This is a genomic window from Lactobacillus sp. WILCCON 0059 (genome assembly GCF_057197985.1).
On the sequence record NZ_JBUBHN010000001.1, the window covers coordinates 816186 to 841197 of the forward strand.

The 25012-nt window shown below is 51.8% G+C and carries 21 protein-coding genes; 19 read left to right on the forward strand and 2 right to left on the reverse strand.

Annotated features, from left to right (window positions below; genetic code table 11):
* Positions 1 to 7 precede the first annotated feature (7 nt).
* The 7 genes from ACYVUT_RS03990 (at position 8) to recQ (ending at position 8643) form a co-directional block, all read left to right on the forward strand.
* On the forward strand, positions 8 to 922 hold the full coding sequence (locus ACYVUT_RS03990) for a LysR family transcriptional regulator (protein ID WP_484500015.1): 915 nt from the start codon (positions 8 to 10) through the stop codon (positions 920 to 922).
* Positions 923 to 1155: 233 nt separating this feature from the next.
* Positions 1156 to 2853: an arginine--tRNA ligase gene (gene argS, locus ACYVUT_RS03995; RefSeq protein ID WP_484500016.1), complete on the forward strand. Its 1698-nt coding sequence runs from the start codon at positions 1156 to 1158 to the stop codon at positions 2851 to 2853.
* A gap of 217 nt (positions 2854 to 3070) precedes the next feature.
* Positions 3071 to 3544 carry an arginine repressor gene (locus ACYVUT_RS04000; protein WP_439775157.1) on the forward strand — a complete coding sequence of 158 codons (474 nt, stop codon included), beginning with the start codon at positions 3071 to 3073 and terminating at the stop codon, positions 3542 to 3544.
* A 10-nt stretch (positions 3545 to 3554) separates the two neighbouring features.
* Positions 3555 to 4754, forward strand: coding sequence for a bifunctional phosphopantothenoylcysteine decarboxylase/phosphopantothenate--cysteine ligase CoaBC (gene coaBC / locus ACYVUT_RS04005; RefSeq protein WP_484500017.1), 1200 nt, complete (start codon positions 3555 to 3557; stop codon positions 4752 to 4754).
* A gap of 127 nt (positions 4755 to 4881) precedes the next feature.
* Positions 4882 to 5856 (forward strand): amidohydrolase family protein, encoded by a 975-nt coding sequence (locus tag ACYVUT_RS04010; protein ID WP_484501488.1) that lies wholly within the window; start codon positions 4882 to 4884, stop codon positions 5854 to 5856.
* A 1-nt stretch (position 5857) separates the two neighbouring features.
* Positions 5858 to 6808, forward strand: a complete 951-nt coding sequence (locus tag ACYVUT_RS04015; protein WP_484501489.1) for a 2-hydroxyacid dehydrogenase family protein — start codon at positions 5858 to 5860, stop codon at positions 6806 to 6808.
* A 65-nt stretch (positions 6809 to 6873) separates the two neighbouring features.
* A complete protein-coding gene (gene recQ, locus ACYVUT_RS04020; RefSeq protein WP_439775153.1) occupies positions 6874 to 8643 on the forward strand; it encodes a DNA helicase RecQ in 1770 nt (589 codons plus the stop codon).
* 56 nt (positions 8644 to 8699) lie between these two features.
* On the opposite strand, the gene ACYVUT_RS04025 is transcribed toward recQ, so the two are convergent.
* Positions 8700 to 9638: a nucleoside hydrolase gene (locus tag ACYVUT_RS04025; protein WP_484500021.1), complete on the reverse strand. Its 939-nt coding sequence runs from the start codon at positions 9636 to 9638 to the stop codon at positions 8700 to 8702.
* A gap of 274 nt (positions 9639 to 9912) precedes the next feature.
* Between ACYVUT_RS04025 and uvrC the strand changes: the two genes are divergently transcribed.
* The 8 genes from uvrC (at position 9913) to ACYVUT_RS04065 (ending at position 20793) form a co-directional block, all read left to right on the forward strand.
* Entirely contained in the window at positions 9913 to 11715 is a 1803-nt protein-coding gene (uvrC, locus tag ACYVUT_RS04030) for an excinuclease ABC subunit UvrC (RefSeq protein WP_484501490.1), read from the forward strand.
* A gap of 68 nt (positions 11716 to 11783) precedes the next feature.
* A complete protein-coding gene (gene obgE, locus ACYVUT_RS04035) occupies positions 11784 to 13106 on the forward strand; it encodes a GTPase ObgE (protein ID WP_484501491.1) in 1323 nt (440 codons plus the stop codon).
* 53 nt (positions 13107 to 13159) lie between these two features.
* Positions 13160 to 15103, forward strand: a complete 1944-nt coding sequence (locus ACYVUT_RS04040) for an acyltransferase family protein (RefSeq protein ID WP_439774845.1) — start codon at positions 13160 to 13162, stop codon at positions 15101 to 15103.
* A 31-nt stretch (positions 15104 to 15134) separates the two neighbouring features.
* Positions 15135 to 16064 (forward strand): ribonuclease Z, encoded by a 930-nt coding sequence (gene rnz / locus ACYVUT_RS04045; protein ID WP_439774846.1) that lies wholly within the window; start codon positions 15135 to 15137, stop codon positions 16062 to 16064.
* Positions 16065 to 16075: 11 nt separating this feature from the next.
* Positions 16076 to 16870: an SDR family NAD(P)-dependent oxidoreductase gene (locus ACYVUT_RS04050; RefSeq protein ID WP_439774847.1), complete on the forward strand. Its 795-nt coding sequence runs from the start codon at positions 16076 to 16078 to the stop codon at positions 16868 to 16870.
* Between the two features lie 114 nt (positions 16871 to 16984).
* Positions 16985 to 17176 (forward strand): 50S ribosomal protein L32, encoded by a 192-nt coding sequence (rpmF, locus tag ACYVUT_RS04055; protein WP_003614010.1) that lies wholly within the window; start codon positions 16985 to 16987, stop codon positions 17174 to 17176.
* A 69-nt stretch (positions 17177 to 17245) separates the two neighbouring features.
* Positions 17246 to 18811: a bifunctional metallophosphatase/5'-nucleotidase gene (locus ACYVUT_RS04060; RefSeq protein ID WP_484501492.1), complete on the forward strand. Its 1566-nt coding sequence runs from the start codon at positions 17246 to 17248 to the stop codon at positions 18809 to 18811.
* Positions 18812 to 18897: 86 nt separating this feature from the next.
* Positions 18898 to 20793 carry an SNF2-related protein gene (locus ACYVUT_RS04065; RefSeq protein WP_484501493.1) on the forward strand — a complete coding sequence of 632 codons (1896 nt, stop codon included), beginning with the start codon at positions 18898 to 18900 and terminating at the stop codon, positions 20791 to 20793.
* Here the strand turns inward: ACYVUT_RS04065 and ACYVUT_RS04070 are convergent.
* Positions 20790 to 21449 (reverse strand): DUF2238 domain-containing protein, encoded by a 660-nt coding sequence (locus ACYVUT_RS04070; RefSeq protein ID WP_484500027.1) that lies wholly within the window; start codon positions 21447 to 21449, stop codon positions 20790 to 20792. The two genes, ACYVUT_RS04065 and ACYVUT_RS04070, sit on opposite strands and share 4 nt — an antisense overlap.
* A 148-nt stretch (positions 21450 to 21597) precedes the next feature.
* On the opposite strand from ACYVUT_RS04070, the gene ACYVUT_RS04075 reads away from it, so the two are divergent.
* The 4 genes from ACYVUT_RS04075 (at position 21598) to ACYVUT_RS04090 (ending at position 25012) form a co-directional block, all read left to right on the forward strand.
* Entirely contained in the window at positions 21598 to 22161 is a 564-nt protein-coding gene (locus ACYVUT_RS04075; protein ID WP_439774851.1) for a TIGR01440 family protein, read from the forward strand.
* Between the two features lie 139 nt (positions 22162 to 22300).
* Positions 22301 to 23014 (forward strand): GntR family transcriptional regulator, encoded by a 714-nt coding sequence (locus ACYVUT_RS04080; RefSeq protein ID WP_439774852.1) that lies wholly within the window; start codon positions 22301 to 22303, stop codon positions 23012 to 23014.
* Between the two features lie 191 nt (positions 23015 to 23205).
* Positions 23206 to 23526, forward strand: coding sequence for a PTS sugar transporter subunit IIB (locus ACYVUT_RS04085; protein ID WP_484499220.1), 321 nt, complete (start codon positions 23206 to 23208; stop codon positions 23524 to 23526).
* A 34-nt stretch (positions 23527 to 23560) separates the two neighbouring features.
* On the forward strand, positions 23561 to 25012 hold the full coding sequence (locus ACYVUT_RS04090) for a PTS sugar transporter subunit IIC (protein ID WP_484501494.1): 1452 nt from the start codon (positions 23561 to 23563) through the stop codon (positions 25010 to 25012).

Below are 25012 nucleotides of genomic sequence, written 5' to 3' on the forward strand. Positions count from 1 at the left end.
GGGGCAAATGCTGCCATTTCCATATTTAGTCTTCAGGACGGTTATTGACCAGGGGACCTTCAACAAGGCTGCCCTGGTCTTAAACGTCACTCCGTCAGCGATCAGCCACTCGGTCAACCAGTTGGAGACGGAACTGGGCTTTCCAGTCTTTGTCAGATCAAGAAACGGGGTCAAGCTGACGCCTGATGGGGAAAGAATTCTCCCCTTGATCCAGGAAATTATCAATGACCAGAGCCGGCTGGAGCAGGTAGCCCAGCAGATTCAAGGCCTGGACACAGGTTTGATCCGGATTGGGGCTTTTTCTTCCGCCTGCATCAACTGGCTGCCGCCTTTGATCCAGAATTTTGCCAAAAACTACCCCCAGGTCAAAATTTCCGTCCGCCAGGCTGGCTTCAGCGAAATCACCCAGGCGGTGAAAAGCGGGCAGCTGGACCTGGGCTTGACCATGCTGCCGGAAAATGAGCAGGGGATCAGCTGCGAGAAAATTCTGGAAGACGAAATCTACTGCATTGCCCCCAAAAACTTCCAGGTCAAAAACGGTCACAGCGTCAGTGAAGAGGATCTGGTAAATTACAATTTTATCCTGCAGCAAAGTGACTACGACCTGGACACGAAAGCTGCCCTGGACCACTATTCCATCAAGTCAACGGCGATCCAGTTCTCCATTGACGACCAGTCAATCGTAGCCATGGTAGAAGCAGGCCTGGGCCTGGGCATCTTGCCGGCTTTGGCCCTGCAGAAGATGCAGGGAGAGGTCAAGATCCTGCCTTTCAGCACGCCCTTTTACCGGAAGATTGCCCTGGTGACTTCCAACCAGCAGCGCCTGGCTCCGTCAACCAGGCAGATGATCAAGAACGTGCATGAGCTGATTAGGCGCCAGTATCCTGGCGGTCGCTTGACCATGGAAGCTGAAAACGCATAGAATGCATGCAGTCTGTATAAATAGTATAATGAAATTATTAAAATCTGTTGTCACAGGCGCTAATCTCTTGCTATAATATACAGAGTAAAAATAAATGAGACTGCAAAGCGTTTTGTCACACTCGATGAGATTAATAGGAAGCATGAACTAAATTTTGCATCAGCGATGGGGCAAGCAAGCGCTGAGTGATTTTTATTCAATTTTTTAGACATAGGAAACAAAGAAGGTATTTTATGAACGGTAAACAACTTGTTGCAGAAGCCTTACAAATGGTTTTGCCAGACTGGTCACTGGAAGATATTGACGTCAAGATCGAACGTCCAAAGGATGAAAAGCTGGGGGATTACGCTTTTCCAACCTTTACTTTAGCCAAGACCATGCGCAAGGCGCCAAACTTGATCGCGGCTGAACTGGCTGAAAAGATTGACCAGGGGAATTTTGAAAAGGTTCAAGCAGTTGGTCCATACATCAACTTCTTCTTGGACAAGAGCCAGACTGGGGCGGCTATTTTGCAGGAAATCCTGGCTGACCCTGAAAACTACGGTGCCCGTGACCTTGGCCACGGCCGGAACGTTTCAACTGAATACTCATCACCTAACATTGCCAAGCCAATGGGGATGGGCCACCTGCGGTCAACCATGATCGGTGAAGCTATTGCCCGCATCCTGGCCAAGGAAGGCTTCAAGCCAATCAGAATTGACTACCTTGGCGACTGGGGCACCCAATTCGGGAAGATGATGGCTGCCTACAAGATGTGGGGTAACGACGCCGACATTGAAAAGGACCCAATCAACACCCTCTTGTCCTACTACGTCCGGATCAACCGGGAAGCTGAAGAACACCCGGAATACGATGAAGCCGGCCGGGAATGGTTCTCCAAGCTGGAACACGGCGACGAAGAAGCCAAGCGCCTGTGGAGCTGGTTCAGAGAAGTTTCCCTGGAACGGTTCAAGAAGGTTTATGACATGCTGGACGTCCACTTTGACTCCTTCACTGGTGAGGCCTTCAGTGCCCAAATGATGGATGAACCAATCAAGATCCTCCGAGACAAGGGCCTCTTGGTTAAGAGCCAAGGTGCTGAAATCGTTGATCTTGAAAAGTACAACCTGCCGCCTTTGATGGTTATCAAGAGTAACGGTACTTCAACTTACATCACCCGTGACCTGGCAACTGCCATGTACCGGAAGAAGACTTATGGCTTCTACAAGTCCATCTACGTTGTTGGCCAGGAACAAGAAGTCTACTTCCAGCAGCTGCGTGCCTGCTTGAAGGAAATGGGCTTTGACTGGGCAGACGACATTGTCCACATCAGCTTCGGTCTGATGAGCATCAACGGCCAGAAGATGTCTACCAGAAAGGGTAACGTCGTTAACCTGGAAGACGTTTTGAACGAATCCGTTGACCTGGCCCGCAAGCAGATTTCTGAAAAGAATGCCGGCTTGAAGAACGCTGACGAAGTTGCCAAGCAAGTCGGCATCGGCGCGGTTGTCTTCCACGACTTGAAGAACTACCGCCGCAACCCGATCGACTTCAACCTGGAAGAAGTTGTCAAGTTCGAAGGCGAAACCGGTCCTTACGTGCAATATGCCCGGGCCCGTGGCGAAAGCCTTTTGAGAAAGAGCGGCATTACCGACTTCTCAGATGTTGACTTGACCAAGATCGGCGCTGAAGAATGGGACTTGGTCTCCTTCATGGGCCGCTATGCCGACACCATTCAAAAGGCCATGGAAAGCTACGACCCAAGCGCGATTGCCAAGTACGCCCTGGAACTGGCCAAGCGCTTCAACAAGTACTACGCTCATACCAGAATTTTGGTTGATGACGTTGACGAAGATGTCAAGAAGGCCCGTTTGGCCGTTGTTCAAGCAGTCAGCCACGTCATCAAGTCAGCCCTGGACTTGCTGGACGTTAAGGCACCAGACGAAATGTAGTTTTTTATTTAAATTGAATGATATTAAATGCCTTGAATTTGCTTCAAGGCATTTTTTATTGGATAATGCTAATGGTGTTAGAGATTTTTGGGGAAATTTGATTAAAAAAAGCAGGATAAGTCAAGAATAATTAAATAACAGCTTTATTGAAATATAAAAGTGCGCTAAAATTAAAGGTATCTAAAACGCTTAAATATAAGATTAAGGGGCAATAATTATGAACTACAAAGAAAGAAGACAGCTGATTTACGAATTGATTCAAACCAACAAGATTGAAACGCAAGAACAATTGCTGCTCTTGCTGCAATCCCATGGAGCAAACGCAACCCAAGCCACCATCTCCCGTGACATTCACGCCTTGCACATCAGCAAGGTGCCAGATGATGATGGCCGCAGTTACTATGTCAAGGCGCCATCAGCTGCTGTTAACCGGGAAAGGCAGCTGAAAGACGCAATCCGGGAACGGGTGGCTACTGTTACTGCAGTTCAGTTCACGGTCGTTATTCAAACCAGCATGAAGCTGACTTACGCGCCAATTTTGGCAGGATTAATCGATGACATTGACAACGATGACGTAGTCGGCACGATTGCCGGCACCGATACCTTGCTGGTCATCTTAAAGGATGCTGAAGCAGCTGAACGCTTTGCTGACTGGGCACAAGCCATCGTCAAGGAACGGAAGATCTACTAAGGCGGCAGATATGGCAAGAATTTCGGTCTATATGACTGGCGGAATAGCGGCCTATAAGGCAGTCAGCGTTGTTCGCGGCCTGCAAAAGGCGGGCCATGAAGTTCGGGTAGCAATGACGGCCAATAGCGAAAATTTTGTTGGACCGGCAACCCTGGCAGCCTTGACGAAATGGCCGGTTTTAGACGACTTGTTCAGTCCGAGCCGGCAGGCTGAAATCGCCCATATTGACCTGGCTGACTGGAGCCAGCTGGCTTTGGTTGTACCGGCTGATGCTAACATTTTGGCCAAGATGGCCCAGGGGATGGGGGATGATGCAATTTCAACCACTCTCTTGGCCCTGCATTGCCCGCGCTTGATCGTGCCGGCAATGAACACCCACATGTGGGAAAATCCCGCTGTTCAGCGCAATATCCGCCTTTTAAAAGAAGGCGGCGACCGGATCATGGAGCCGGCCGTGGGCAGACTGGCTGAAGGCTACGCTGGCAAGGGCCGGATGCCGGAAGCTGAAGAAATCCTGGCCTGGCTTGAAGAGCAGCTGGACTTGCCGGCAAAAGGCAGGAGAATCGTCGTCACTGCCGGGGGGACCCTGGAAGCCATTGATCCGGTCCGCTTTATCGGCAACCGGTCAAGCGGCAAGATGGGTTTCCGCCTGGCAGAAGCCGCGGCTAGAAGAGGAGCCGAGGTGGACTTGATTTACGGGAACGTTTCAGTTTCTTTGCCAAAAGATGCCCGGATCCACCTGCATCCCGCCTTGTCAACTCAAGCCATGCTGGAGCGGCTAGAAGAACTTTTCCCAGCTGCTGACGCCCTTTTGATGGCGGCAGCCGTCAGTGACTGGCGGCCAAAAGAAGCAGCTGACCACAAGCTGAAGAAGCAGGACGGGGTAGAGGAGATGACCCTGCAGCTGGTCAAGAATCCGGACCTGTTAAAGACAATGGCCAAAAAGAAGCGGCCTGACCAAGTGGTCATCGGCTTTGCCGCTGAAACCAACGACCTTTTGGTCAATGCCAGCCGGAAGCTGGCGGAGAAGGGGGCCGACGCGATCGTGGCCAACGATGTCAGCGGGGATGCCTTTGGCGGCGACGAGGACCAGGTGACGGTCCTGGAAGCAGGCAAGGAGCTTGATCCTTGGCCGCGGATGAGCAAGCAGGCCGTGGCTGACCGCTTGATCGCGCTGACTTTGGACCGGCTGGCGGAAAAGAGCAATTAACAGAAATAGAGGAAAAGGCCTTTTACTTGGTGAAAGGCCTTTTATTTTTTCTGAAATTTTTGCTAAAATGAACCGCTTTCACTATAATAAGAGTAAGAGTTTCGTAAAAAAGATTGGGAGACGAACGATGAAGAAAATTGATGCCCACCTGCACTTGGTGCGGGACCTGGCCAGCTACAAGGGGAGCGGCAGAAGCAATGCCTTAGGGGGCGGCCTGGTGGTCTGGGACAATGGCTTTAAAACCCGCCTCTTTCCGGCAGGCTGGGGAGATGACTCTTTTAGACTAGCTGCCGCGAAAAAAGTGATGGAGGAGCACGATGTGGCCAAGGCCGTTCTCTTGCAGGGCAGCCTGTACGGCTTTCAAAACTATTACAGCTGGCAGGCGGCTAAGGCGGATCCAGAGCATTTTGCCCCGGCTTTTTCCGTTGACCCCTTTGCCAGTGAAGCGGAAAAAATCGTCAAGCGTCATGTTGAAGATTTAGGCTTCCGGGCCTTGAAGCTGGAAGTCAGCCAGGCCGGCGGCCTCATGGGCTACCATTTGCCTTTTAACCTAGCGGAAGACGAGCGCCTGGGCAAGATTCTGGACTATCTCAGTTCTTATCCGGGCTTCGCGGTAGCCGTGGACTATGGTGACAGCAGCCAGGCCAGCCACCAGCCCCGGTCTTTGGCCCGGCTGGCTAAGCGTTACCCAGATTTGGACTTTGTCCTCTGCCATCTGTCTTTCCCCAAGCCCGGCCAATTGGCCTTGCTGGAAAAAGAATTGGCCCTGTTGGCTCCTTTGCCAAACATCAGCTTTGATCTGGCGGCTTTGCAAGACATTTCCGGCGAGCAGACTTATCCTTATCCCTTCTGTCAGGAAGCGGTGGGCCTGGCCAAAGAAATCGTTGGGGCAAAAAGACTTTTATGGGGCAGCGATGCTCCCTGGTCAGCCACTTTCAATGATTACGGCCAGCTTTATTCCTGGCTGGAAGATTCGGGGATTTTTTCAGAAACAGAAATGGCAGATATATACTATGGCAATGCGGAAAGAATCTATTTCAAGGCAGACCACGTGGCGGCATTAAAAGCCAGCCGCGATCCGCTGTTTGAGGGAGATGCATAAGATGGAAAATGCGAAAGTTTTGGTGGCGGGCTTGGCAGTCAAGAGCCTGCCCGAATTGGAAAAAGTCTGCGAGGTGACCTTTGCCCCGGAAGAGGCTGGCAAGGACTGGTATCTGGCTAACTTGGGGGAATTCGATGCCTTGATCACCGGCAAGCTGCCAGTTGACCAGGAACTGCTGGACGCGGGTAAAAAGCTCAAGATCGTTTCCGCGACCGGGGTTGGCTATGACCATATCGACGTGGACTATGCCAGCAGCCAGGGGATCATCGTGTCCAACTGTCCGGCCAGCGTCATGCAGCCGACGGCGGAACTGGCCTTTACCCTCCTTTTGGCCCTCAGCCGGAAACTGGCCCTCTACAATCAAGAAATGCGGCAAGGGAACTTCTTGGACACGGGCCTGGCGGAAAACCAGGGGCAGAGCCCGGTCGGCAAGACTTTGGGGATCTTCGGCATGGGGAGAATCGGCAAGACCCTGGCCAGCTATGCCCGGACTTTCGGGATGAACATTCTCTACCACAACCGCCACCAATTGCCGGAAGATGAAGAGCGGGCCCTGGGGGTCAGCTATGTCCCTTTGGCTGACCTGCTCAGCCAGGCTGACTATGTCAGCTTGAACGCGCCAGCGACGCCGGAAACTTACCACGTGATCGATGAAGCAGCCTTGAGCATGATGCAGCCGTCTGCCTTTTTGATCAATACTTCCCGGGGCAGCCTGGTCGATGAAGCGGCGCTTTTGCGGGCCTTAAAGGCCAAGCGGATCGCCGGGGCGGGCTTGGACGTGTTTGAAGAAGAACCGGACTTCAACAAGGAATTCTGCCAGCTGGACAACGTGATCCTGACCCCGCATGCTGGCAGCGCCACCCGGGAATCCCGGCGCAGCGTCTTGCAAGAAGCCAGTCATAATATCGTCTCCTTCCTGGTCAACGGAGTTCCGGTCAACCGGGTCAACTAAAAGATGCGAAAGCATCTTTTTTTCGTTATCATTAAATGTAAAGCGAATTAAAGGGGGCAGAGAGCTTGCTTGATCCACAGCAGGTCTTAAAGAAGTATTTTGGCTATGACAGTTTTCGGCCAGGCCAAAGAGAAATTATTGAAAAAGTTATCCGGGGGGAGAATGTCCTGGCCGTTATGCCGACCGGTGGCGGGAAGTCTCTTTGCTACCAGATCCCGGCCTTGATGATCCCAGGCACGACCGTAGTCATCTCGCCCTTGATCTCTTTGATGAAGGACCAGGTTGACAGCCTGCGCGAATATGGGATTCCGGCCGCGGCACTTAACAGCTCCACGGCCCAGGAAGACGTCAATCCGATCTTAAGAGCCTGCTATGAAGGAAAAATCAAGCTGCTCTACGTGACGCCGGAGCGCATGGAGATGGACTATTTCCGCTACCAGCTCAACTTCTTGGAGGTCAATTTGGTCGCCATCGATGAAGCCCACTGCATTTCCCAGTGGGGGCACGACTTCCGGCCGGCCTACCGGAAGCTGAAGGACGGGATCAATGCCCTCCATACCCGTCCTAATGTTTTGGCCCTTACAGCCACGGCCACCAAGGCAGTTAGAGAAGACATCGGCCAGCAGCTGGATATTTCTGAAAAGAATTTTGTCATCACCAGTTTTGAAAGAAAAAATCTTCGCTTCAAGCTGGTCAACGCGCCCAAAAACAGCCGGGCCTATATCGTCAACTATTTAAAGCAGCACCGGGGAGAAGCTGGAATCATTTATTCCAACACTCGGAAAAAGGTGGAGGGGCTGACCGAATTTTTGCGCCGGGAGGGCTTTAACGTTGCCGCCTACCATGCAGGGATGTCCAATGAGGAACGGGCCCAGGTCCAGGACGACTTCCAATATGACCGGATTCCCTTGATTGTGGCCACGAATGCTTTTGGCATGGGGATCGACAAGAGCAATGTCCGCTTTGTTATTCACGCAAACAGTGCCAAGAATCTGGAAGCTTATTACCAGGAAGCCGGCCGGGCCGGCCGAGACGGACTGGAAAGTGAGGCAGTAATGCTCTTTCACCCAAGCGATCTTAGGCAGTTCCGCTGGTTTATCGACAATTCTGAAGCTGATGAATCTTACCGGCAGGTCCAGTACCAGAAGCTGCAGACGATCAGCGACTATGCCAATACCGACGAGTGTCTGCAGCAATTCATCGTTCGCTACTTTGGCCAGGACTGCCCGCCTTGCGGTAAGTGCAGCAACTGCCTCAGCCAGGGTGATTTCCAGGATATAACGGCTGAGGCTCAGGCCATCATCGGCATGGTCTATGACTTAGACGGCCGCTATGGCAAAAAGATCGTTGCCCAGGCAGTAACAGGGTCTAAAGTCAAAAAAATCAGTGAAATCGGAGCAGATGAGTGTGTCCACTACGGTCTGCTCAAAGGGAAAAAGCAGACTGATGTAAGCAGCTTGGTCGACTACTTGGTCTCAAAGGGCTACCTGCAGCTGGTGGGGGACCGGTATCCCTTGGTCCACGTGACCAACCGGGGCTGGGACGTTCTGGACGGCAAGGCCAGGGTCAAAAAGCGCCAGGAAGCCAAAAGCGAGCAACTTGCTGAAACAGGCGGTGACCAGGTCCTCTTTGAAGAGCTCAGAAAGGCCCGCCGGATTCTGGCCCAGAAGCGAGGAGTGCCGCCTTTTGTCATCTTCTCTGACTTGTCCTTGCGGGACATGGCGGCCAGAAAGCCGCGAACGCCGGAGGAGCTGCTCCAGTGCAGCGGGGTCGGGGATGCAAAATTGGCCAATTATGGGAAAGCCATGCTGGCCGTAATCAAAGAATATGGATGAAAAAAACTTCAGAAGAAAATCTTCTGAAGGTTTCGTCATTATTATCGTTTTATTTTTTAGAAAAGCTTGGCCTTTTCGCACAGATCGTCAAAGCGTTCCCAGAACTTGTCGTAGTTGGCGGAAGTTACCAGGGTCATTGGCCGGCCGTTTTCAGTTTCAAAGAAGCGGGCAGCCCGGTCGCCGTCAGTGTAGACGTCGGACTTGGTTTCCCGGGTCGTGGCGATTTCCGGGTAAAGGGCGCTCATGGTGGTCAAAACGTCCCAGAGGTAGTAAGTTGAGTCGACTTCAAAGGAGTTGACCAGGGCGTAGACATAGCCTAAGAATTCAAAGGCCGGGTACTTGCGGTTAACGGCAAAGTGCTGGCGCATTTCATCGGTCAGAGGCAGTTCTTCAGTTGATTCCAGACCGACCTGCTGGATCTTGATCTTGGAGTCCCAGACCGTCTTGCAGGCTTCCGGGTCCCACCAGGCGTTCCATTCCTGGGTCCCGTCAGCGCATGGAGCGTAAACGTTGCCGTGGGCGTTCAAAGACCCGCCCATCCAGTAGAGTTCTTCGATCTTGTCTTGGATGCTTGGGTCGATTTCCAGGGCTCGGGCTAAGTCAGTCAAGGGGCCAGTGAAGACCAGAGTAACCGGGCCGTCAGCGGCGTGGATCTTATCGATCATGTCCAGGTGGGCCGGCTTAGCGGCAACCGGCGTTTCAACAGTGCCTTTTTCATTCAAGATCGGGAAGTGGTCAACGGAAAAAGCTGACACTCTCCAGGCTTCCGGGAACTGGTGGACAGCCCGGGAGTCAGACTTGGCCACTTCCAGCTTGTCGCCGCGCTGGTTGAAGCGGTCGATCAGCTTCCGGGACGCGGAAACGCCTGGTTCAACATAGCCGTCAGCATCGGTTACCCCGACCCCGATCAGCTTGATGTCGGGTGCTAAAAGCATCAGCAAAAGTGAAGTAAAGTCGTCCATGTTGCTATCATGATTCAAGTAGAAGTTCTTCATGTAATCTTACCTTCCTAAAATCCTATAGTCTTAACAATAATATTATACGTGATAAGCTGACGAAAGACAGCCGTTTCAGTGAAAAAAAGTTTATTTTGCACTAAAAGTCGAACGAGCTTTGCCGTAAAAGAATTATTGTTAAAAGATGTTTATCTTTTCTCCGCCTTGGTCATGAAAAATCATTAAAATATTTTTGAGATTATAGGCGGATCAGTGTTAGAATAATACTTTTCGTGATAAAATCGTACGGTAAATGAATCGCGGGGAGGCAGACATGGCAAGTCAATTGATTGAAAATAAATTGAAATTGCTGCCGGAAAAGGCCGGTTGCTATCTGATGAAGGACGTCAACGGCAAGGTTATCTATGTTGGCAAGTCCAAGAACTTGAAGAACCGGGTCCGGTCCTACTTCAAGAGCAGCCAGGAAGGCCGCCGGGCCGAGCTGGTCAAAAACATTGCCGACTACGACATCATCGTGGTGGATTCCGACAAGGAAGCTTTTTTGTTGGAAATCACCCTGATCAAAAAGTACCAGCCCTATTACAATGTTGCTCTGAAGTCGGGGACAGGCTACCCCTACATTGAAATCACCAATGAGAGAAATCCCCAGACCCGTCTTACCTCGATCGTCTACAAGGACAAGGGCTACTATTTTGGCCCTTACCCCAACGTCTACGCGGCCAGCGCGACCTTAAAATTCATCCAGAAGGTCTTTCCTTTGCGCCGCTGCAGCGGCTATACTGGCCGGCCTTGCCTTTACTACCATATGGGTCAGTGCCTGGGCAGCTGCTTTAAGGAAGTGCCGCAAAGCGAATATGATGAGCAGATCAAGAAGATCAAGCGCTTTTTGAACGGGGACATCCAGGCTGTTAAGAAAGACTTGACGGACAAAATGCTGGAAGTCTCGGCCAATTTGGAATTTGAAAGGGCGGGGGAACTCCGGGACCAGCTCAAATACATTGAAGAAACGGTTGAAAAGCAGAAGATCATCTCCAACGACCATACCCAAAGAGACATCTTCAACTATTACGTGGACCGGTCCTGGATTTCCATCCAGGTCTTCTTTTTGCGGCAAGCCAAGCTCTTGCGGCGGGAATCGCACATGTTTCCTTTGACTGATGAAACTGATCCGGAAGACGAATTCATGTCCTTTATTGCCCAGTTCTACGCGCAAAAAAACCGGGTTAAGCCTAGAGAGGTCCTGGTGCCAAAAGGCATCGACCAGGATGAGCTGGCCGCGGCAATCGGCATCAAGGTTCGGACCCCGCAAAGAGGGCAGAAAGCCTCTTTGATGGAGATGGCCAGAGAAAATGCCCAGTTGAAGCTGGATGACAAGTTCCGCCTGCTGGAACTTGGTCAGCGCAAGACCAAGGGGGCCCAGGAAGAAATTTTCAAGGCCTTGGGTCTGCCTTACGGGTCATACATTGAAAGTTTTGACCACTCCCATATTCAAGGGGCGGATCCGGTCTCGGCCCTGGTTGTCTTTAAAGACGGGGAGCCCTTTAAGACAGGCTACCGGAAGTTCAAGCTGAAGGGGGAAGTCGAGCACCAAAACAGCGCCGATGAAGTCGGCAACACCCGGGAAGTCGTCCGCCGCCGCTACAGCCGCCTGTTAAAAGAACACGAAAGAATGCCGGACCTCATCCTGATGGACGGGGGGCAGATCCAGGTGGAAGCCTGCGAGGACGTCTTAAGAAATGAGCTGAACCTGGATATTCCGGTAGCGGGGATGGTTAAAGATGACAAGCACCGGACCAACCACCTCTTGTACGGTGACCCTTTTAACGGCCAGCCTTTTAAAATGATTCCAATGGACCCAAAGTCAGAGGGCTTTTACCTTATGACCCGGATCCAGGATGAGGTCCACCGCTTCGCCATCACCTTCCACCGGCAGACCCATGCCAAGAATTCCCTGGTCAGCCGGCTTGACTCCATCAAGGGCATCGGCCCTAAGAGCCGAACCAAGCTTTTGCGGGAGTTTGGCTCTTTAAAGAAGATCAAGGAAGCTTCAATCGACGATCTGCGCAAGGCGGGACTGACTTTAACCCAGGCGCAGGCTGTCAAAATTTCCCTTTAGCTATTGGGCAAAATAGCTTATTATTAAATGGTAACAATTAACGAAAGAAAGAAAAGGTTAGAACAAGAATGCCAACTCCTTCAACATTTGTTGATCAAACTAAAATTGAAGTCCAAGCCGGTAAGGGCGGGGACGGCATGGTGGCCTTCCGCCATGAAAAATTCATGCCTAATGGCGGACCAGCTGGCGGTGACGGCGGCCGGGGCGGCTCCATCATCTTTGTGGCCGACAATGGCCTCAGAACCTTGATGGACTTCCGCTACCGGCGCAAGTTCAAGGCTGAGCCTGGCGAAAACGGCCGCATCAAGGCCCAATACGGCAAGGCGGCCAAGGACCTTTACCTGAAGGTGCCAGTCGGCACGACCGTCTATGATTTTTTCACCGGTGAGGAAATCGGTGACTTGGTCAAGGACGGCCAGGAACTGGTCGTTGCTAAAGGCGGCCGGGGCGGCCGGGGCAACATCCACTTTGCCACCAGCGTCAACACGGCCCCGGAAATCGCGGAAAACGGGGAACCAGGTGAATTCCGGACCCTCCGCTTGGAACTGAAGGTCCTGGCTGATGTTGGTCTGGTCGGCTTCCCGTCTGTCGGTAAGTCAACCCTTCTGTCAGTCGTTACCAGTGCCAAGCCGAAGATCGCGGCTTACCAGTTTACTACCTTGAAGCCAAACCTGGGCATGGTCCTGCTGCCAGACGGCCGGGACTTCTCCATGGCCGACCTGCCGGGCTTGATCAAAGGGGCCAGCCAGGGGGTAGGGCTGGGGATCCAGTTCCTGCGCCACGTGGAAAGAACCAAGGTTATCCTGCACATGGTCTCCATGGACCCAAACAACGGCAGGGATGCTTACGAAGACTATGAAACCATCTTACACGAACTGGCTTCATATACGGAAGATGACCTCTCCAGCAAGCGGGAAATCATCGTGGCCAGCCAGATGGATATTCCAGGTGCTGATGAAAAATTAGCCCAGTTCAAAAAGGACCTGGCTGCTCATGGGGTTGACCAGGAAGTTTACGAACTCTCCAGCGTCACCCACCAAGGCGTTGACCGTTTGATGAGCCGGGCGGCTGACTTGGTCAGCGAGGTTGAAGCCCAAGAAGCAGCAGCCGCCGTCAAGCCGCAAGAAGAGGTCAAGACTAAGACCTACAAGTACCACCGGCCAGAAAAGATGGAATTCACGGTTGAAAAGCTTGCTGACCATGAATTTGAAATTCACGGCGAGCAGCTTGAACGCTTGGTAGCCATGACCAACCTGGACCACCAGGATGGGATCATGCGCCTGGCCCGCCGCTTGAAGAAGCTGGGCGTTGATGATGAACTGCGGGCGCAAGGCGCTGTCGATGGAGACGACGTTTACATTGGCGACTTCAGCTTCGAGTTCGTGCAATAAAGGATAGATTGAGACTTTTAGAATAGAGAAACGAAAGTTAGAGAATTGAAAAAATGAAGAAACGATACATTACTGGCTATGCTGGTTTGCGTGCTTTGGCCGTAATTGGGGTAATCCTGTATCACCTGGACCCGGACCACTTTGGCGGAGGCTACCTGGGCGTGCCGATCTTTCTGGTTTTGACAGGCTATCTGGTAACTGATCAGATTATGGCTGCCTACCGCAATCATGGCTATTTTGACATTAGGGCTTTTTACCAACGCCGCTTTAAGCGCTTATACCCGCCGCTGATTGCCATGCTCTGGCTGACCAGCGCGTATATCGTGCTTTTTCAGCGCAACCTCTTAAACAAGCTCTACCAGATCGTCGCCAGCAACCTGCTGGGCGTGTATAACTGGTGGCAGATTTTTAACGGACAGAGCTACTTTGAACGTTTCGCCAATAATGAATCGCCTTTTACTCACTTGTGGACGATGGCGATCGACTGGCAGTTCTACTTGCTCTGGCCACTGGTGATGGCCCTCTTGGTCAAATTCGTCAAAAGGCGGCGGAACATTTTCTGGGTTCTGGTTGGCCTGTCAGTTCTGTCGGCAGTCGAAATGGCCCTGCTTTTCCGGCCAGGCCAGGATACCAGCCGAATCTACTATGGAACCGACACCCGCTTCTTCTCTTTGGGCCTGGGCAGCGCCATGGCCATCCTCTGGCCTTTTGAGGAGCTGGACAACCGTTTCACCAAAAGCGATGGGGTCGTCCTCAACTGGACTGGTTTAGCCACGCTGTTTGGGATGCTGCTGCTTATGTTCTCGCCTTTGATGAATGCGCAGACGGCTTTCCCGTACTATGGGGGGATGTTCATCTTCAGCTTCTTCGTGACGGTGTTCGCCGCTGTGATCGCGGCTCCAGTCGGAATCTGGAACCGGCTGATGACCAACCCGGTCTTTGACTGGCTGGGGTCGAGAAGCTATGAAATCTACCTCTACCAGTTCCCGGTCATGATCTTTTTTGAAAGCTGGGTCAGTGACCTGGCCGACCACGTTGCCCTTTACCGGGTGATCGAAGTCGTCTTGATTCTCTTGATCAGTGAACTGACTTACCGGCTTTTTGAAAAAAGACGCTATACCGGGGAAGGCATCCGCTACAATCTGGCCAAGCTCTTCCATTGGCCGGTCAAGGTTTCAAAAAGCTGGCTGCAGACCGCGGCCTTCTTCCTGGTCTTCCTAATTGGCAGCGGCGGAATTATCTTCTCCCCGCTGGCCAAGGCTGACAACAAGGATGGGGCTTTGATCAAGACGATCAATGACAACTCCAAGCAGCAGGCTGAGATGAACAAGAAGGCCTTGGAATCAATCAAGAGCTCGCAAAAGGCGGCCAAGAAGTCGTCTAGCAGTCAGAGAACGCAGACGTCCAAGGCCAAGACCAAGTCAAAAACGACTAAGTCTAAGACCAGCGGGAAAAAGGTCAACCAGGAATTTGAGAAGTACGGAATCAGCCAGGCTGACCTGCAGGAAGCGCAAAAGCTGCAAGTTACGGCAATCGGCGACTCGGTCATGGCTTCTTCAAGTGACATCTTGCACCAGCTTATGCCGCACGCGGTTATCGATGCTACGGTTTCCCGCCAGGCTGACGTGGCTCCTCAGCTGCTTCAGTCTTATGCCCAAAAGGGCGAACTGCAGGACAATGTCCTGCTCGGCCTTGGGACCAACGGGCCTTTTACTGATGATGAGGTTAAGCAGATCATGCAGATTGTGGGTCCAAAGCGTCATCTTTTCTGGATCAATGTCGTCGTGCCGACCCGGTCCTGGCAGAACCAGGTCAACCAGCAGCTGCAGGCCTTGGCTAAAAAGTACAAGAACTTGACCGTCATTGACTGGTATGGCTACGCGCACAGCCAGTCCAGCTGGTTTTACGGCGACAAGACCCACCCGAATGACGTGGGGCAAAACTACTATAGCGCGTACGTCGTCAAAGAAATGGTTCGCGCCAGCGAATCGAATTAGCCTTTTTTAATTGGAAAAGAATGGGAGTTAAATGGAACTGGAATTTCTTGGAACCTGCTCGGGCCAGCCGTCAAAATTGCGGAACGTCTCGAGCCTGGCTTTAAAACTACTGGATGAGCTGAACGAGATTTGGCTCTTTGATTGCGGGGAAGCAACCCAGCATCAGATTCTGCGCACCAATATCCGCCTGCGCAAAATCACGAAGATCTTTATCTCACACAACCACGGCGACCATATTTTTGGCCTGCCGGGCCTTTTGTCAACCAGGTCTTTTCAAGGTGACGTTGGCCCCTTGACCATCTATGGGCCAGCAGGGATTGAACAGTTTGTCAAGACATCTCTCAGGATTTCCAAAACCAAGATTTCCTATCCAATTAAATTCGTTACCCTGGAAGAGGCGGGCAAGATCGTCAGCGAGCGGGGCTTTGAAGTCTATACTGAAAAGCTGGATCACCGGATCGACAGCTGGGGCTTTCGGGTAGTCGAGGCTGACAAGGCCGGTGAACTGTTAATGGATAAATTGGCAGAATTTAAAGTGCCAAACGGGCCGCTCCTTGGTAAACTAAAGAGGGGCGAGCAGGTCGAGTTGGCTGACGGCACGGTTTTAAACGGCAAGGACTTCCTGGGTCCGGCTAAAAAAGGCCGGGTGGTGACCGTGATTTACGACACCCGGTCCACACCTTCAATCCGCCGCTTAGCCGACCATGCCGACGTCTTAGTCCATGAAGCAACTTTTGACGCCAGCGAAAGCAAGCTGGCCAGGGATTATTACCACTCAACGTGCACACAAGCCGCTGAGACGGCCGCCGCCTGTCAGGTTGGGCATTTGTACCTGACTCATGTTTCGGCCCGCTACGTGGGCCCTCTGGCCAGCCAGATGGTCAAGCAGGCCCGGGAGATTTTCCCGGCCACGACCCTGGCCAGGGACCTGGACAGCTTCGTAGTTCCAATGAAAGGTTAACGTGTTTAAAGATGAATGATTCATTACGCAATAAAGTTGTAGTTATTACCGGGGCCAGCAGCGGGATTGGCCGCTCAATCGCCCTGGAAAGCGCCAGCCGGGGCGCTACGGTCGTTTTGCTGGCCCGTCGCCTGGACAAGCTGGAGGAAATCGCGGCTGAAGCCAGAGAGTTGTCTGGCTCAGCAGCTTTTGCCGTTAAGGCAGATTTGGGCCTGGCCAGCGACATTGAAGCGGCTTTTGCCCAAGTCAAGGAAAAGGTCAAGCATATCGACTACCTGGTCAACGCGGCTGGTTTCGGCAAGTTTGAAGAATTCATGGAAGCTGACATGCAGGACGCTACGGAAATGTTCCAAGTCGACGTCTTGGGCTTGATGTACATGACCCGGCTTTTCGGCCGGCTCATGCTGGAGCAGGGCAGCGGGCAGATCATCAACTTCGGCTCCATGGCCGGCAAGGTGCCGACGACCAAGTCAGCTGCTTACAGCGCCGCCAAGGCAGCCGTAATCCAGTTCTCCAACGTCCTGCGCCTTGAACTGAAGCCTTTCGGCGTCAAGGTTATGACCGTCAACCCGGGCCCGGTTTACACCAACTTTTTCAACATTGCCGATGCAAGTGGCCAGTACGTCAAGAATGTGCAGGCTTTCATGCTTGATCCAGACGACGTGGCTTGGGAAGTAGTCCACTACTTCGGCTCAAACAAGCGTGAGCTCAACCTGCCGGTCAGCCTGGCGGCTTTGGCCAAATTGTACAACTTGTTCCCGGCAATTGGGGACAGATTGTCGCTTGAATTTGCCTCCCGCAAATAAATAAAGTAAGGTTTTTCTTGATTTATTTGCCAGGCAATAGTATTATTTAATTACTTGAGTATTTAGGTCAACGACCTGATACTGTGATACTACAATAAAGGAGATCAGTTATAAATGGCAGTTCCTGCAAGACATACTTCTAAGCAAAAGAAACGTTCACGTCGCGCTCACTTGAAGCTCAGCGTGCCAGCAATGCACTACGACGCAACTACTGGTGAATACCGTTTGAGCCACCGTGTTTCCCCTAAGGGTTACTACAAGGGTCGTCAAGTAGTCAGCGAAAACAGCGCTAGCGATAACGACTAATTTAAAAGGCACCTGTTTTTTCTGGTGTCTTTTTTTATGCCAAAAATTAGGATTGAGGAATTCGAAAAAATGAAACTGGTTTTTTTACATTCAAGCGACACCCACGGCTACCTGCTGCCAACTGACTACCAGACCACGGGCAAATATGACGCTCCCTTTGGTCTGAGCCGGGTAGCCAGCGCCATCAAGGCGGAAAAGGCCAAGTGGGGGGCAGACCACGTGATCGTGACTGATGCCGGTGACTGCCTGCAGGGGTCTCCTTTAGCTGCTTACACCCATGGCAGCAAGAATTTGGACAACCTGGCCCGCTTTACCGCCGCCTACAACGCGGTTGGCTATGACGTCCGCTGCCTGGGCAACCACGACTTCAATTTTGGCCAGGACTACATGGCCTACTACGTGGACAACAACAAGGCGCCATTCGTCAACTGCAATATTTTAGACGCCGAAACCCAGGTGCCGACTCTGGGCCGGGACTACCTGATCTTGGAAAGAAGCGGGGTCAAGGTTGGCGTTTTAGGGATTACCACCCAATACATTCCTCACTGGGAAGCGGCTGACCGGATCAAGGGCCTGGCCTTTAAGTCGGCCTACGAGCAGATTGCCCATTTTGCTAAGATCATCAAGCCGCAGGTCGATGTCCTGGCTGTCCTTTACCATGGCGGCTTTGAAAGCGACATTGCCAGCGGGGAAGCGACTGAACCGCACAACGGGGAAAATGAAGGCTACCGGATTCTGACCGAGATCCCGGAAGTCGACGTGATGCTGACGGGCCACCAGCACCGGAGACTGAACATGATCAGCCCGTCCGGCAAGCCATGCGTGCAGCCGGGCTACCGGGGCGAGGCAATCGCTGAAGTCGTTTTGGACTTGGAAAAGACGCCAGAAGGCTACAAGGTAAAGCAGGTAACCAGCGAATTGATCGATACCAAGGACTTTGATTCAGATCCGGAAGTTGAAGAAATCGTTAAGCCACTTGATGCAGCCACCCAGAAATGGCTTGACCAGCCAATTGCCCACCTGGACCAGCCGGCACCAATCGAAGACGCCAACAAGGGGCGGATTGAAGGGGCACCTTTCATCAACCTGCTCCAGCAAATGCAGCTCTACTTCACTCACGCTGACCTCTCAGCCACAGCTGTGATGAACGATGTGGCCAAGGGCTTTGGCAAGACGGTGACCATGCGGGACATTCTTTTGAACTACCCATACGCCAACCAATTGGTCAGCGTCAAATTGACTGGCAAAGAGCTCCGCCATATCGTTGAGCATACAGCCAGCTTTTTGGAAAAAGACGAAGATGGCAAGATCCACTTTATTGACCGCTATCTGAAGCCAAAGCCGGAACTTTACCACTTTGATGTCTTTTATCCACTGGAGTACGAGGCTGACCTCTCCAAGCCGGTTGGCCAGCGCTTGACCAAGCTGAAGCTCAAGGGCCAGGATATTCAAGATGACCAGGTCTACCACCTGGCCGTCAACAACTACCGGGCTAACGGGGGCGGCTTCTACCCTGAATACAGCTTGGACAAGATCGAATTTTCCTTGGATAAGGACTATGTCCAGATGTTCAGCGAATACTTGACTCAAGGGGATGTCAAGGTCGACACGAAGAAGTACTACCGCTTCTATTAGTAACGAATAGCGAAGAAAAAGGCCGCCAGGCCTTTTTTTCATGGCCTTGTGGCATAATTAAATAAAAGCAGCTAAGGAGGTGGAGTATGCCTGGAGAAAATGTACGCGTCCAAGGGAAAGTGGTCAAGAGCCACTTGACTTCGTTTGTTTCGGCCGAAGAATTGCGGCAGGTGCAGGCAGCAGAAGAATTGGCCGGCCTGCCGGTTCACCAGAAGCCTTATGCATTCGTGACCTTGAAAGACTGGCAGCTGGTCTGCGGCCATTTAGAAGCGAATTTACCTGGAGCAGTTGCTTCTTTTGAGGCGGCCGAAGGGGTCCTGCCCTGGCTGGCCAAAGAAGAAGGCGGCAAGCTCAAGCAGATTTTTGGCCAGGAAGTCCCGGCCGGGCAAGTGGTGACCTTGACTCTCAGCCAGGTCGAGAAAAAAGGCAATTGGCAATTGCAGCTGGACGGGGTCATCATGGCTGCGAAAAAGCCAAATGAGGAAAAAACAGATAATACAGAAGTTAAAGAAGCTAAAAAAGCAAAAGTAGCAAAAGAAAAGACTAAGTCTTTTTCTGGCCAAATGGTCGATGCCCAAGTCAAATTAGGCGGGCAGACTTTACCCCTGCATGACTACCAGCTCTACAGCATGAACTTTATTATGGAGCATCCTTACTGTGGGATTTTCTTGGATATCGGCCTGGGCAAGACTTTGACTACTCTGGCTGCCCTGGCCAAATTACGCGAAGAGGGGATGAAGGGGCACATCTTGGTGATCGCGCCAAAGACCGTGGCCAAGTCAACCTGGCAAGATGAGATTGACAAGTGGGACTTGCCTTTTAAGACCCAGTCTTTTTTAACTGATGAAAAAGGCCGCCAGCTGACCCCAGCCGGCCGGCAGGCCCTCTACGAAGATGCCGCGGCAAAAGCCGCCAAGGGCGACTGGCAGCTGTATTTTGCCAGCCGGGACTTGGTCAGCAAGTTGGTTGACCTGGGCCCTTGGCTTTTTAAAAATGTAGTCATCGACGAGTCCCAGTCTTTCAAGTCGCCGGCTTCCCAGCGCTTCAAGGCCTTAAAGAGCGTGCGGAGGCGGATTCAGCGCTTGATTGAGCTGACCGGGACTCCGGCGCCTAATTCCCTCCAGGACTTGTGGTCGCAAATTTATCTCTTGGACCAAGGAAAAAGGCTGGGCAAAAGCATCACGGCCTACCGGCAGCAGTACTTTGAGCCGACCCTGCTGGTCAACAATCATCCGGTCAAGTGGCGGCTTTTGCCAGGCAGTGAGGAAAAAATCTACCAGGCCATCGACGATATTGTCATCTCCATGAAAAACACCAGGTTGAAATTGCCGGAACTGACAGAGAGCCTGGATTGGGTGGAAATGCCCACAAAAGCCAAAAAGAGCTACCAGCAGCTGAAGAAAGAACAGGTCTTGGACTTGCCAGGCCAGGAGATTACCGCCGATAACGCGGCTGTTTTGGCCGGCCGCTTGCGGCAATTAGCCAGCGGGGCCATCTATGAAGAAGACGGGGTGCATTACCAGGAGATTTTTGCCGGGAAACTGGAAAGGTGTTTCTACTTAACGGCAAATACGGCCACGCCCAGCCTGGTGGCCTATTATTTCAAGTCTGATGCTGCCCGCCTTTTAGACTTTTACCAGAAAAATGGGGTCAAGGCAGAACTTTTTGACGGCTCTGCCGGCATGATCCGCCGCTGGAACAAGGGCAAGATCCCGGTCATGCTGGTCCAGCCGGCCAGTGCCGGAGCGGGCCTTAACCTGCAAGAGGGCGGGCACACCTTGATTTGGTTTACCCTGCCCTGGAGCCTGGAGCAGTACCAGCAGATGAACGGCCGTCTTTACCGGCAGGGACAGAAAAAGCCGGTCATCATTCACCATCTTTTGACGAAGGGAACGATTGACCGGCATGTTTTAGACAGTTTGAAAAAGAAGGACCTCTCCCAGCAGGCCTTGCTGGCCGCGGTCCGGCGGACGGTTAACTAGTCGTCCGGGCTGTATTTTTTGAAAAAGAAGCTCTCAATCCAGGCCGGATCCTGCTTCAGCCGGAGGTAGCTGCCCAGACTGAAGATGAGGCTGCCGGCCAGGTCGGCGATCAAGTCACCCATGGTATCCATCAAGGCTGCCCGGCCGGCCAGGGCCCGGCCTGCTGACAGGTAGCGCTGCAGGTTCATGTTAAAAAGCCCGTCACAGGTGAATTCATAGCATTCCCAAAGGACCCCGCACAAGACGGCGAAGGCTACCCCATACAGGCATAAAAAGCCGGCTGGCAGCTTTTCCTTGAACTTGAAGCAGCCCAGGATGGCCCAGGCTAATCCAAAGAGCAGGGCCCCGCTGATCAAGTGGAGGAACTTGTCCCAGTAAGGGATGTAGTAGAAGTGGTAGGCATCCCCCAGGTAAATGGCACAATAGATGAAGGCCAGGAAGAAAAAGTACAAAAAAGAGGGCAGGTAAAAGCGCAGCCACTTGCTTAACAGGGCCGGCAGGAGTACCAAAATCAGGCCAGCCCCGGTCTCAAGGACCAGGAGCAGGCTGCCGGACTTGCCTTCTGCTAATTGCCAGGCAGCGGTAAGCAGGGAAATGGCCATTGAGAGGGCAACGAAGACAAAAGAAAACTTGAGCGGCAAACTTTGCTTGTGCATTGGAAGCGACACCTCACTAAACATGAACAGGAATTTTTATTATTTTGCCTATATTTTAGCAGATATGCTTATGCCTGCGGCAGAATCTGCTGACTGAGTTACAATAAAAGCAGCAGGCAAAGCAAGAAATAAGATTGGAGGAAAAAAGATGGATTTAGCAGAAATTCAAAGACAGGCCAAGCAGGCCGTCAGTGAAATCGTCGAGGCATCCGGAATCAAGGCCGGCCAGTTTTTCGTGGTTGGCTGCTCTTCAAGCGAGGTTTTAGGCGAAGCAATCGGCACCAATACCAGCACTGACGTTGCTGAAGCCCTTTACCAGGGGATTAATGAAGTTTTGGCGGAAAAGGGGATCTACATGGCAGCCCAGTGCTGCGAGCACTTAAACCGGGCCCTGGTCGTCAGCCGGGAAGCAATGGAAAAGTATGACTTGGAGCAGGTTAACGCTATTCCCCAGCCAAACCATGCCGGCGGGGCCTTCGCGACCGTCGCCTATCAAAAGTTGCCCAACGCGGTACTGGTAGAAGACATTGACGCCCGGGGGGAAGCCGGGATCGATATCGGTGGTACCTTGATCGGGATGCACCTGCACCCGGTGGTAGTTCCCTTGAGGATCTCCCTAGATAAGATCGGGGAGGCCAACATCATCTGTGCTCGCCGCCGGCCAAAGTATGTCGGCGGCCAGCGGGCCATCTATGATGAGTCTTTGATGTAAAAAGTATGTTTAAGTTTTTGTAAAAATAATAGATGATTTGCTATTGGTACTTAACTTTTGATAGCAAAAACTTGCGGATGTTGATAAAATAAAATTACGTTGTTATTAATTAACGCATTAAGAAGCAAGGTGGCAGTTCATGAAGAAGTATCAACTAATCGCAGACACAATTAAGCAGCGGATTATCGACGGTGTTTATCCCCAGCAAAGTTTTTTGCCTAAGCAGGAAGAACTGGCTGAGGAGTTTTCGGTTAGCAAGATCACGATCAAGAGTGCTTTGGACTTGCTTGAGCGGGAAGGCTTCGTTTATAAGGAATCAGGCTTGGGGACTCTGGTCTTGTCCAACTTGACCTTGCTGGGTCAACACGACTCACCGGTCAATTCCTTTGCCGGCCTGTCATCTGAAGTTGGCAATGACCGGATCAGCAGCAAGATCTTGAAGTTCGAAGTCTGCTTCCCCTCGGCTGACTTATGTGAGAAATTGAATCTGGACGAGAATGATCCGGTTTATGACATTGTTCGTCTGCGCCTTTTGGATGGGGAACCGCTGGTGATTGAGCATACCAACATGCCGGTTAGCCAAGTGCCGGCCTTGTCCAAAAAAATTCTGGAGGGGTCGATCTACTCTTACCTGCACAAGAAGCTGCATATCAAATTCGGCGGGGTCTTCCGCCGGGTCCGGGCTGATTTGCCGGATGAATATGACCTGCAGTACCTTGGCGCCAGCGAAAACACGCCGATTTTGGAAATTGAGCAGATCATTTGGACTAATACAGGGGTCAACATCGAATATTCCCGGTCAAGAAACCTCTACAACAAGCGGTCTTACATCATGGTTGAAACCAATCATTAATAATCTGGACATAAAGCCAGGTGGAATTTTCCACCTGGCTTTTCTTTTTGCTTATTAATGGGTAAGTAAAGTCTAACAAAAAATAAAACATATTCTTTAAATAGACTAGACATAATCTATCTCTGGTACTATACTATTCTTTGTAAGCGATAACACATATCCGTGAAGAGAAGTTCTAGGAGGTAATTAGAATGGCTGAAAAAACGATTATGCTGTGCTGCTCAGCAGGGATGAGTACCAGTATGCTGGTTAAGAAGATGCAAGAAGCTGCTAAGAAGGACGGCTTGGACTACGAAATCTTTGCCTGTCCAGCAGCTGAAGCTGATTCAAACCTGGAAAACAAGAACATCTCCTGCATCTTGCTTGGGCCGCAAGTCCGCTACATGCTGGCTGACTTCCAAAAGAAGGTTGAAGGCACCGATGTTCCAGTCGATGTCATTGACATGGCTGCTTACGGCATGATGGACGGAGAAAAGGTTGTTCAACAAGCTACTAAGGTAATGAGCAAGTAAAGAGCTTTTGCATTTGTAAATCGAGGAAAAAGTGATGAGTACAGAAACTACAAAGCAGGGTGGATTCAGTGCTTTTGTCAATCAAAAGATTCTGCCACCAATCATGAAGTTTGTTAACACGAAGGCTGTCAAGGCCATCCAAGACGGGATGGTCTACTCACTGCCATTTATCATTATTGGGTCGATCTTCTTGATCATGTCCAACTTCCCAATTCCGGCAGTTTCCCAGGCCTTGTCCGACAGCGGCTGGTCAGCCTTCTTTAGCCAGGCTTACACGGCCAGTTTCGGGATGATTTCCGTTTGGTCAGTTGTCGGGATTGCCTATGTCTATGTCAAGAATGAAAAAGTTGAGCCTCTTCCGGCTGCTTTGACTGCTCTGTCAGCCTTCCTGCTTTTGCAGTTTATGCAGGTCGACAGCCCGCTCAAGGCCGCTGAAGCCAGCGGCATCAGCAACGCGGCCGGCAAGGTCGTATTGTCCGGCTCAGCCGTTACGCAAAACATCGACAAATTGCCGCACGCTTTGCAGACCTTCCTGGCTTCACCAGTCACTAACGTTTTGAACATTACCTGGTTTGGCGGTCAAGGGATGGTTGCCGCCATCATCATCGGCCTTTTGGTCGGCTGGAGCTACAGCGCCATGATGAAGAAGGGCTGGAAGATTAAGCTGCCAGAACAAGTTCCATCCAGCGTTTCCAAGCAGTTCTCAGCCATGATTCCAGCCGGCGTTGACCTGACTGCCTGCATGCTGCTGTTTGCCGCCTTCAAGACTTTTGGCAACACTGACATGCTGCAATGGATCTACCAAGTTCTGGAAATGCCGATGCAGGGTCTGTCTGACTCATGGGGCGGGGCCATCGTTATCGGCCTGGCCGTACCATTCTTCTGGTTCTTCGGCGTTCACGGTGGTTTGATCGTCGGTTCAGTTGCCGGCGCCTTCCTTCTGCCAAACACGGCAGCCAACGCTGCTTTGTACCACGCGGGCAAATTATCTGTTGCCCAAGGGGCTCACGTTATTACCAACGAATTCTACAACAACTTCATCAACCTGACTGGTTCAGGTATTACGATCGGTTTGGTTGTCTTCACGGTTTGGTTCGCCAAGTCCCAGCAGATGAAGGCAATTGGTAAGATCGAACTCGTACCGTCAATCTTCAACATCAACGAACCATTCCTGTTCGGTTTGCCACTGGTTATGAACCCATTCCTGGCCGTGCCATTCTTCTGCGTGCCGCTGATCGTCAGCCTGTCAACTTACGGCTTGATCCGTTACGGCATCCTGCCACCGCTTAACGGTGTAGCTGCTCCATGGACCACGCCAGCCGTTCTGTCTGGTTTCTTCATCGGCGGCTGGAAGATTGCCATTTGGCAGTTCTGCGTTTTGGTAATTTCAACTTTGGTTTACTTCCCATTTGCCAAGCGTTACGACCAAGTTTTGCTGAAGCGGGAACAAGAAAACGCGGCTGCTGAAGCTGCTGGCAAGAACTAA

What these genes read in the sequence shown, in the direction of transcription:
- ACYVUT_RS04080 (WP_439774852.1), top strand. Translation starts at nt 22,301, where the DNA reads ATGAAGAAGTATCAACTAATCGCAGACACAATTAAGCAGCGGATTATC.
- ACYVUT_RS04090 (WP_484501494.1), top strand. Translation starts at nt 23,561, where the DNA reads ATGAGTACAGAAACTACAAAGCAGGGTGGATTCAGTGCTTTTGTCAAT.
- ACYVUT_RS04010 (WP_484501488.1), top strand. Translation starts at nt 4,882, where the DNA reads ATGAAGAAAATTGATGCCCACCTGCACTTGGTGCGGGACCTGGCCAGC.
- ACYVUT_RS04050 (WP_439774847.1), top strand. Translation starts at nt 16,076, where the DNA reads ATGAATGATTCATTACGCAATAAAGTTGTAGTTATTACCGGGGCCAGC.
- ACYVUT_RS04060 (WP_484501492.1), top strand. Translation starts at nt 17,246, where the DNA reads ATGAAACTGGTTTTTTTACATTCAAGCGACACCCACGGCTACCTGCTG.
- uvrC (WP_484501490.1), top strand. Translation starts at nt 9,913, where the DNA reads ATGGCAAGTCAATTGATTGAAAATAAATTGAAATTGCTGCCGGAAAAG.
- ACYVUT_RS04085 (WP_484499220.1), top strand. Translation starts at nt 23,206, where the DNA reads ATGGCTGAAAAAACGATTATGCTGTGCTGCTCAGCAGGGATGAGTACC.
- argS (WP_484500016.1), top strand. Translation starts at nt 1,156, where the DNA reads ATGAACGGTAAACAACTTGTTGCAGAAGCCTTACAAATGGTTTTGCCA.
- ACYVUT_RS04000 (WP_439775157.1), top strand. Translation starts at nt 3,071, where the DNA reads ATGAACTACAAAGAAAGAAGACAGCTGATTTACGAATTGATTCAAACC.
- ACYVUT_RS04070 (WP_484500027.1), bottom strand. Translation starts at nt 21,449, where the DNA reads ATGCACAAGCAAAGTTTGCCGCTCAAGTTTTCTTTTGTCTTCGTTGCC.
- ACYVUT_RS04040 (WP_439774845.1), top strand. Translation starts at nt 13,160, where the DNA reads ATGAAGAAACGATACATTACTGGCTATGCTGGTTTGCGTGCTTTGGCC.
- ACYVUT_RS04065 (WP_484501493.1), top strand. Translation starts at nt 18,898, where the DNA reads ATGCCTGGAGAAAATGTACGCGTCCAAGGGAAAGTGGTCAAGAGCCAC.
- ACYVUT_RS04015 (WP_484501489.1), top strand. Translation starts at nt 5,858, where the DNA reads ATGGAAAATGCGAAAGTTTTGGTGGCGGGCTTGGCAGTCAAGAGCCTG.
- ACYVUT_RS04025 (WP_484500021.1), bottom strand. Translation starts at nt 9,638, where the DNA reads ATGAAGAACTTCTACTTGAATCATGATAGCAACATGGACGACTTTACT.
- coaBC (WP_484500017.1), top strand. Translation starts at nt 3,555, where the DNA reads ATGGCAAGAATTTCGGTCTATATGACTGGCGGAATAGCGGCCTATAAG.
- rnz (WP_439774846.1), top strand. Translation starts at nt 15,135, where the DNA reads ATGGAACTGGAATTTCTTGGAACCTGCTCGGGCCAGCCGTCAAAATTG.
- ACYVUT_RS03990 (WP_484500015.1), top strand. Translation starts at nt 8, where the DNA reads ATGCTGCCATTTCCATATTTAGTCTTCAGGACGGTTATTGACCAGGGG.
- rpmF (WP_003614010.1), top strand. Translation starts at nt 16,985, where the DNA reads ATGGCAGTTCCTGCAAGACATACTTCTAAGCAAAAGAAACGTTCACGT.
- obgE (WP_484501491.1), top strand. Translation starts at nt 11,784, where the DNA reads ATGCCAACTCCTTCAACATTTGTTGATCAAACTAAAATTGAAGTCCAA.
- ACYVUT_RS04075 (WP_439774851.1), top strand. Translation starts at nt 21,598, where the DNA reads ATGGATTTAGCAGAAATTCAAAGACAGGCCAAGCAGGCCGTCAGTGAA.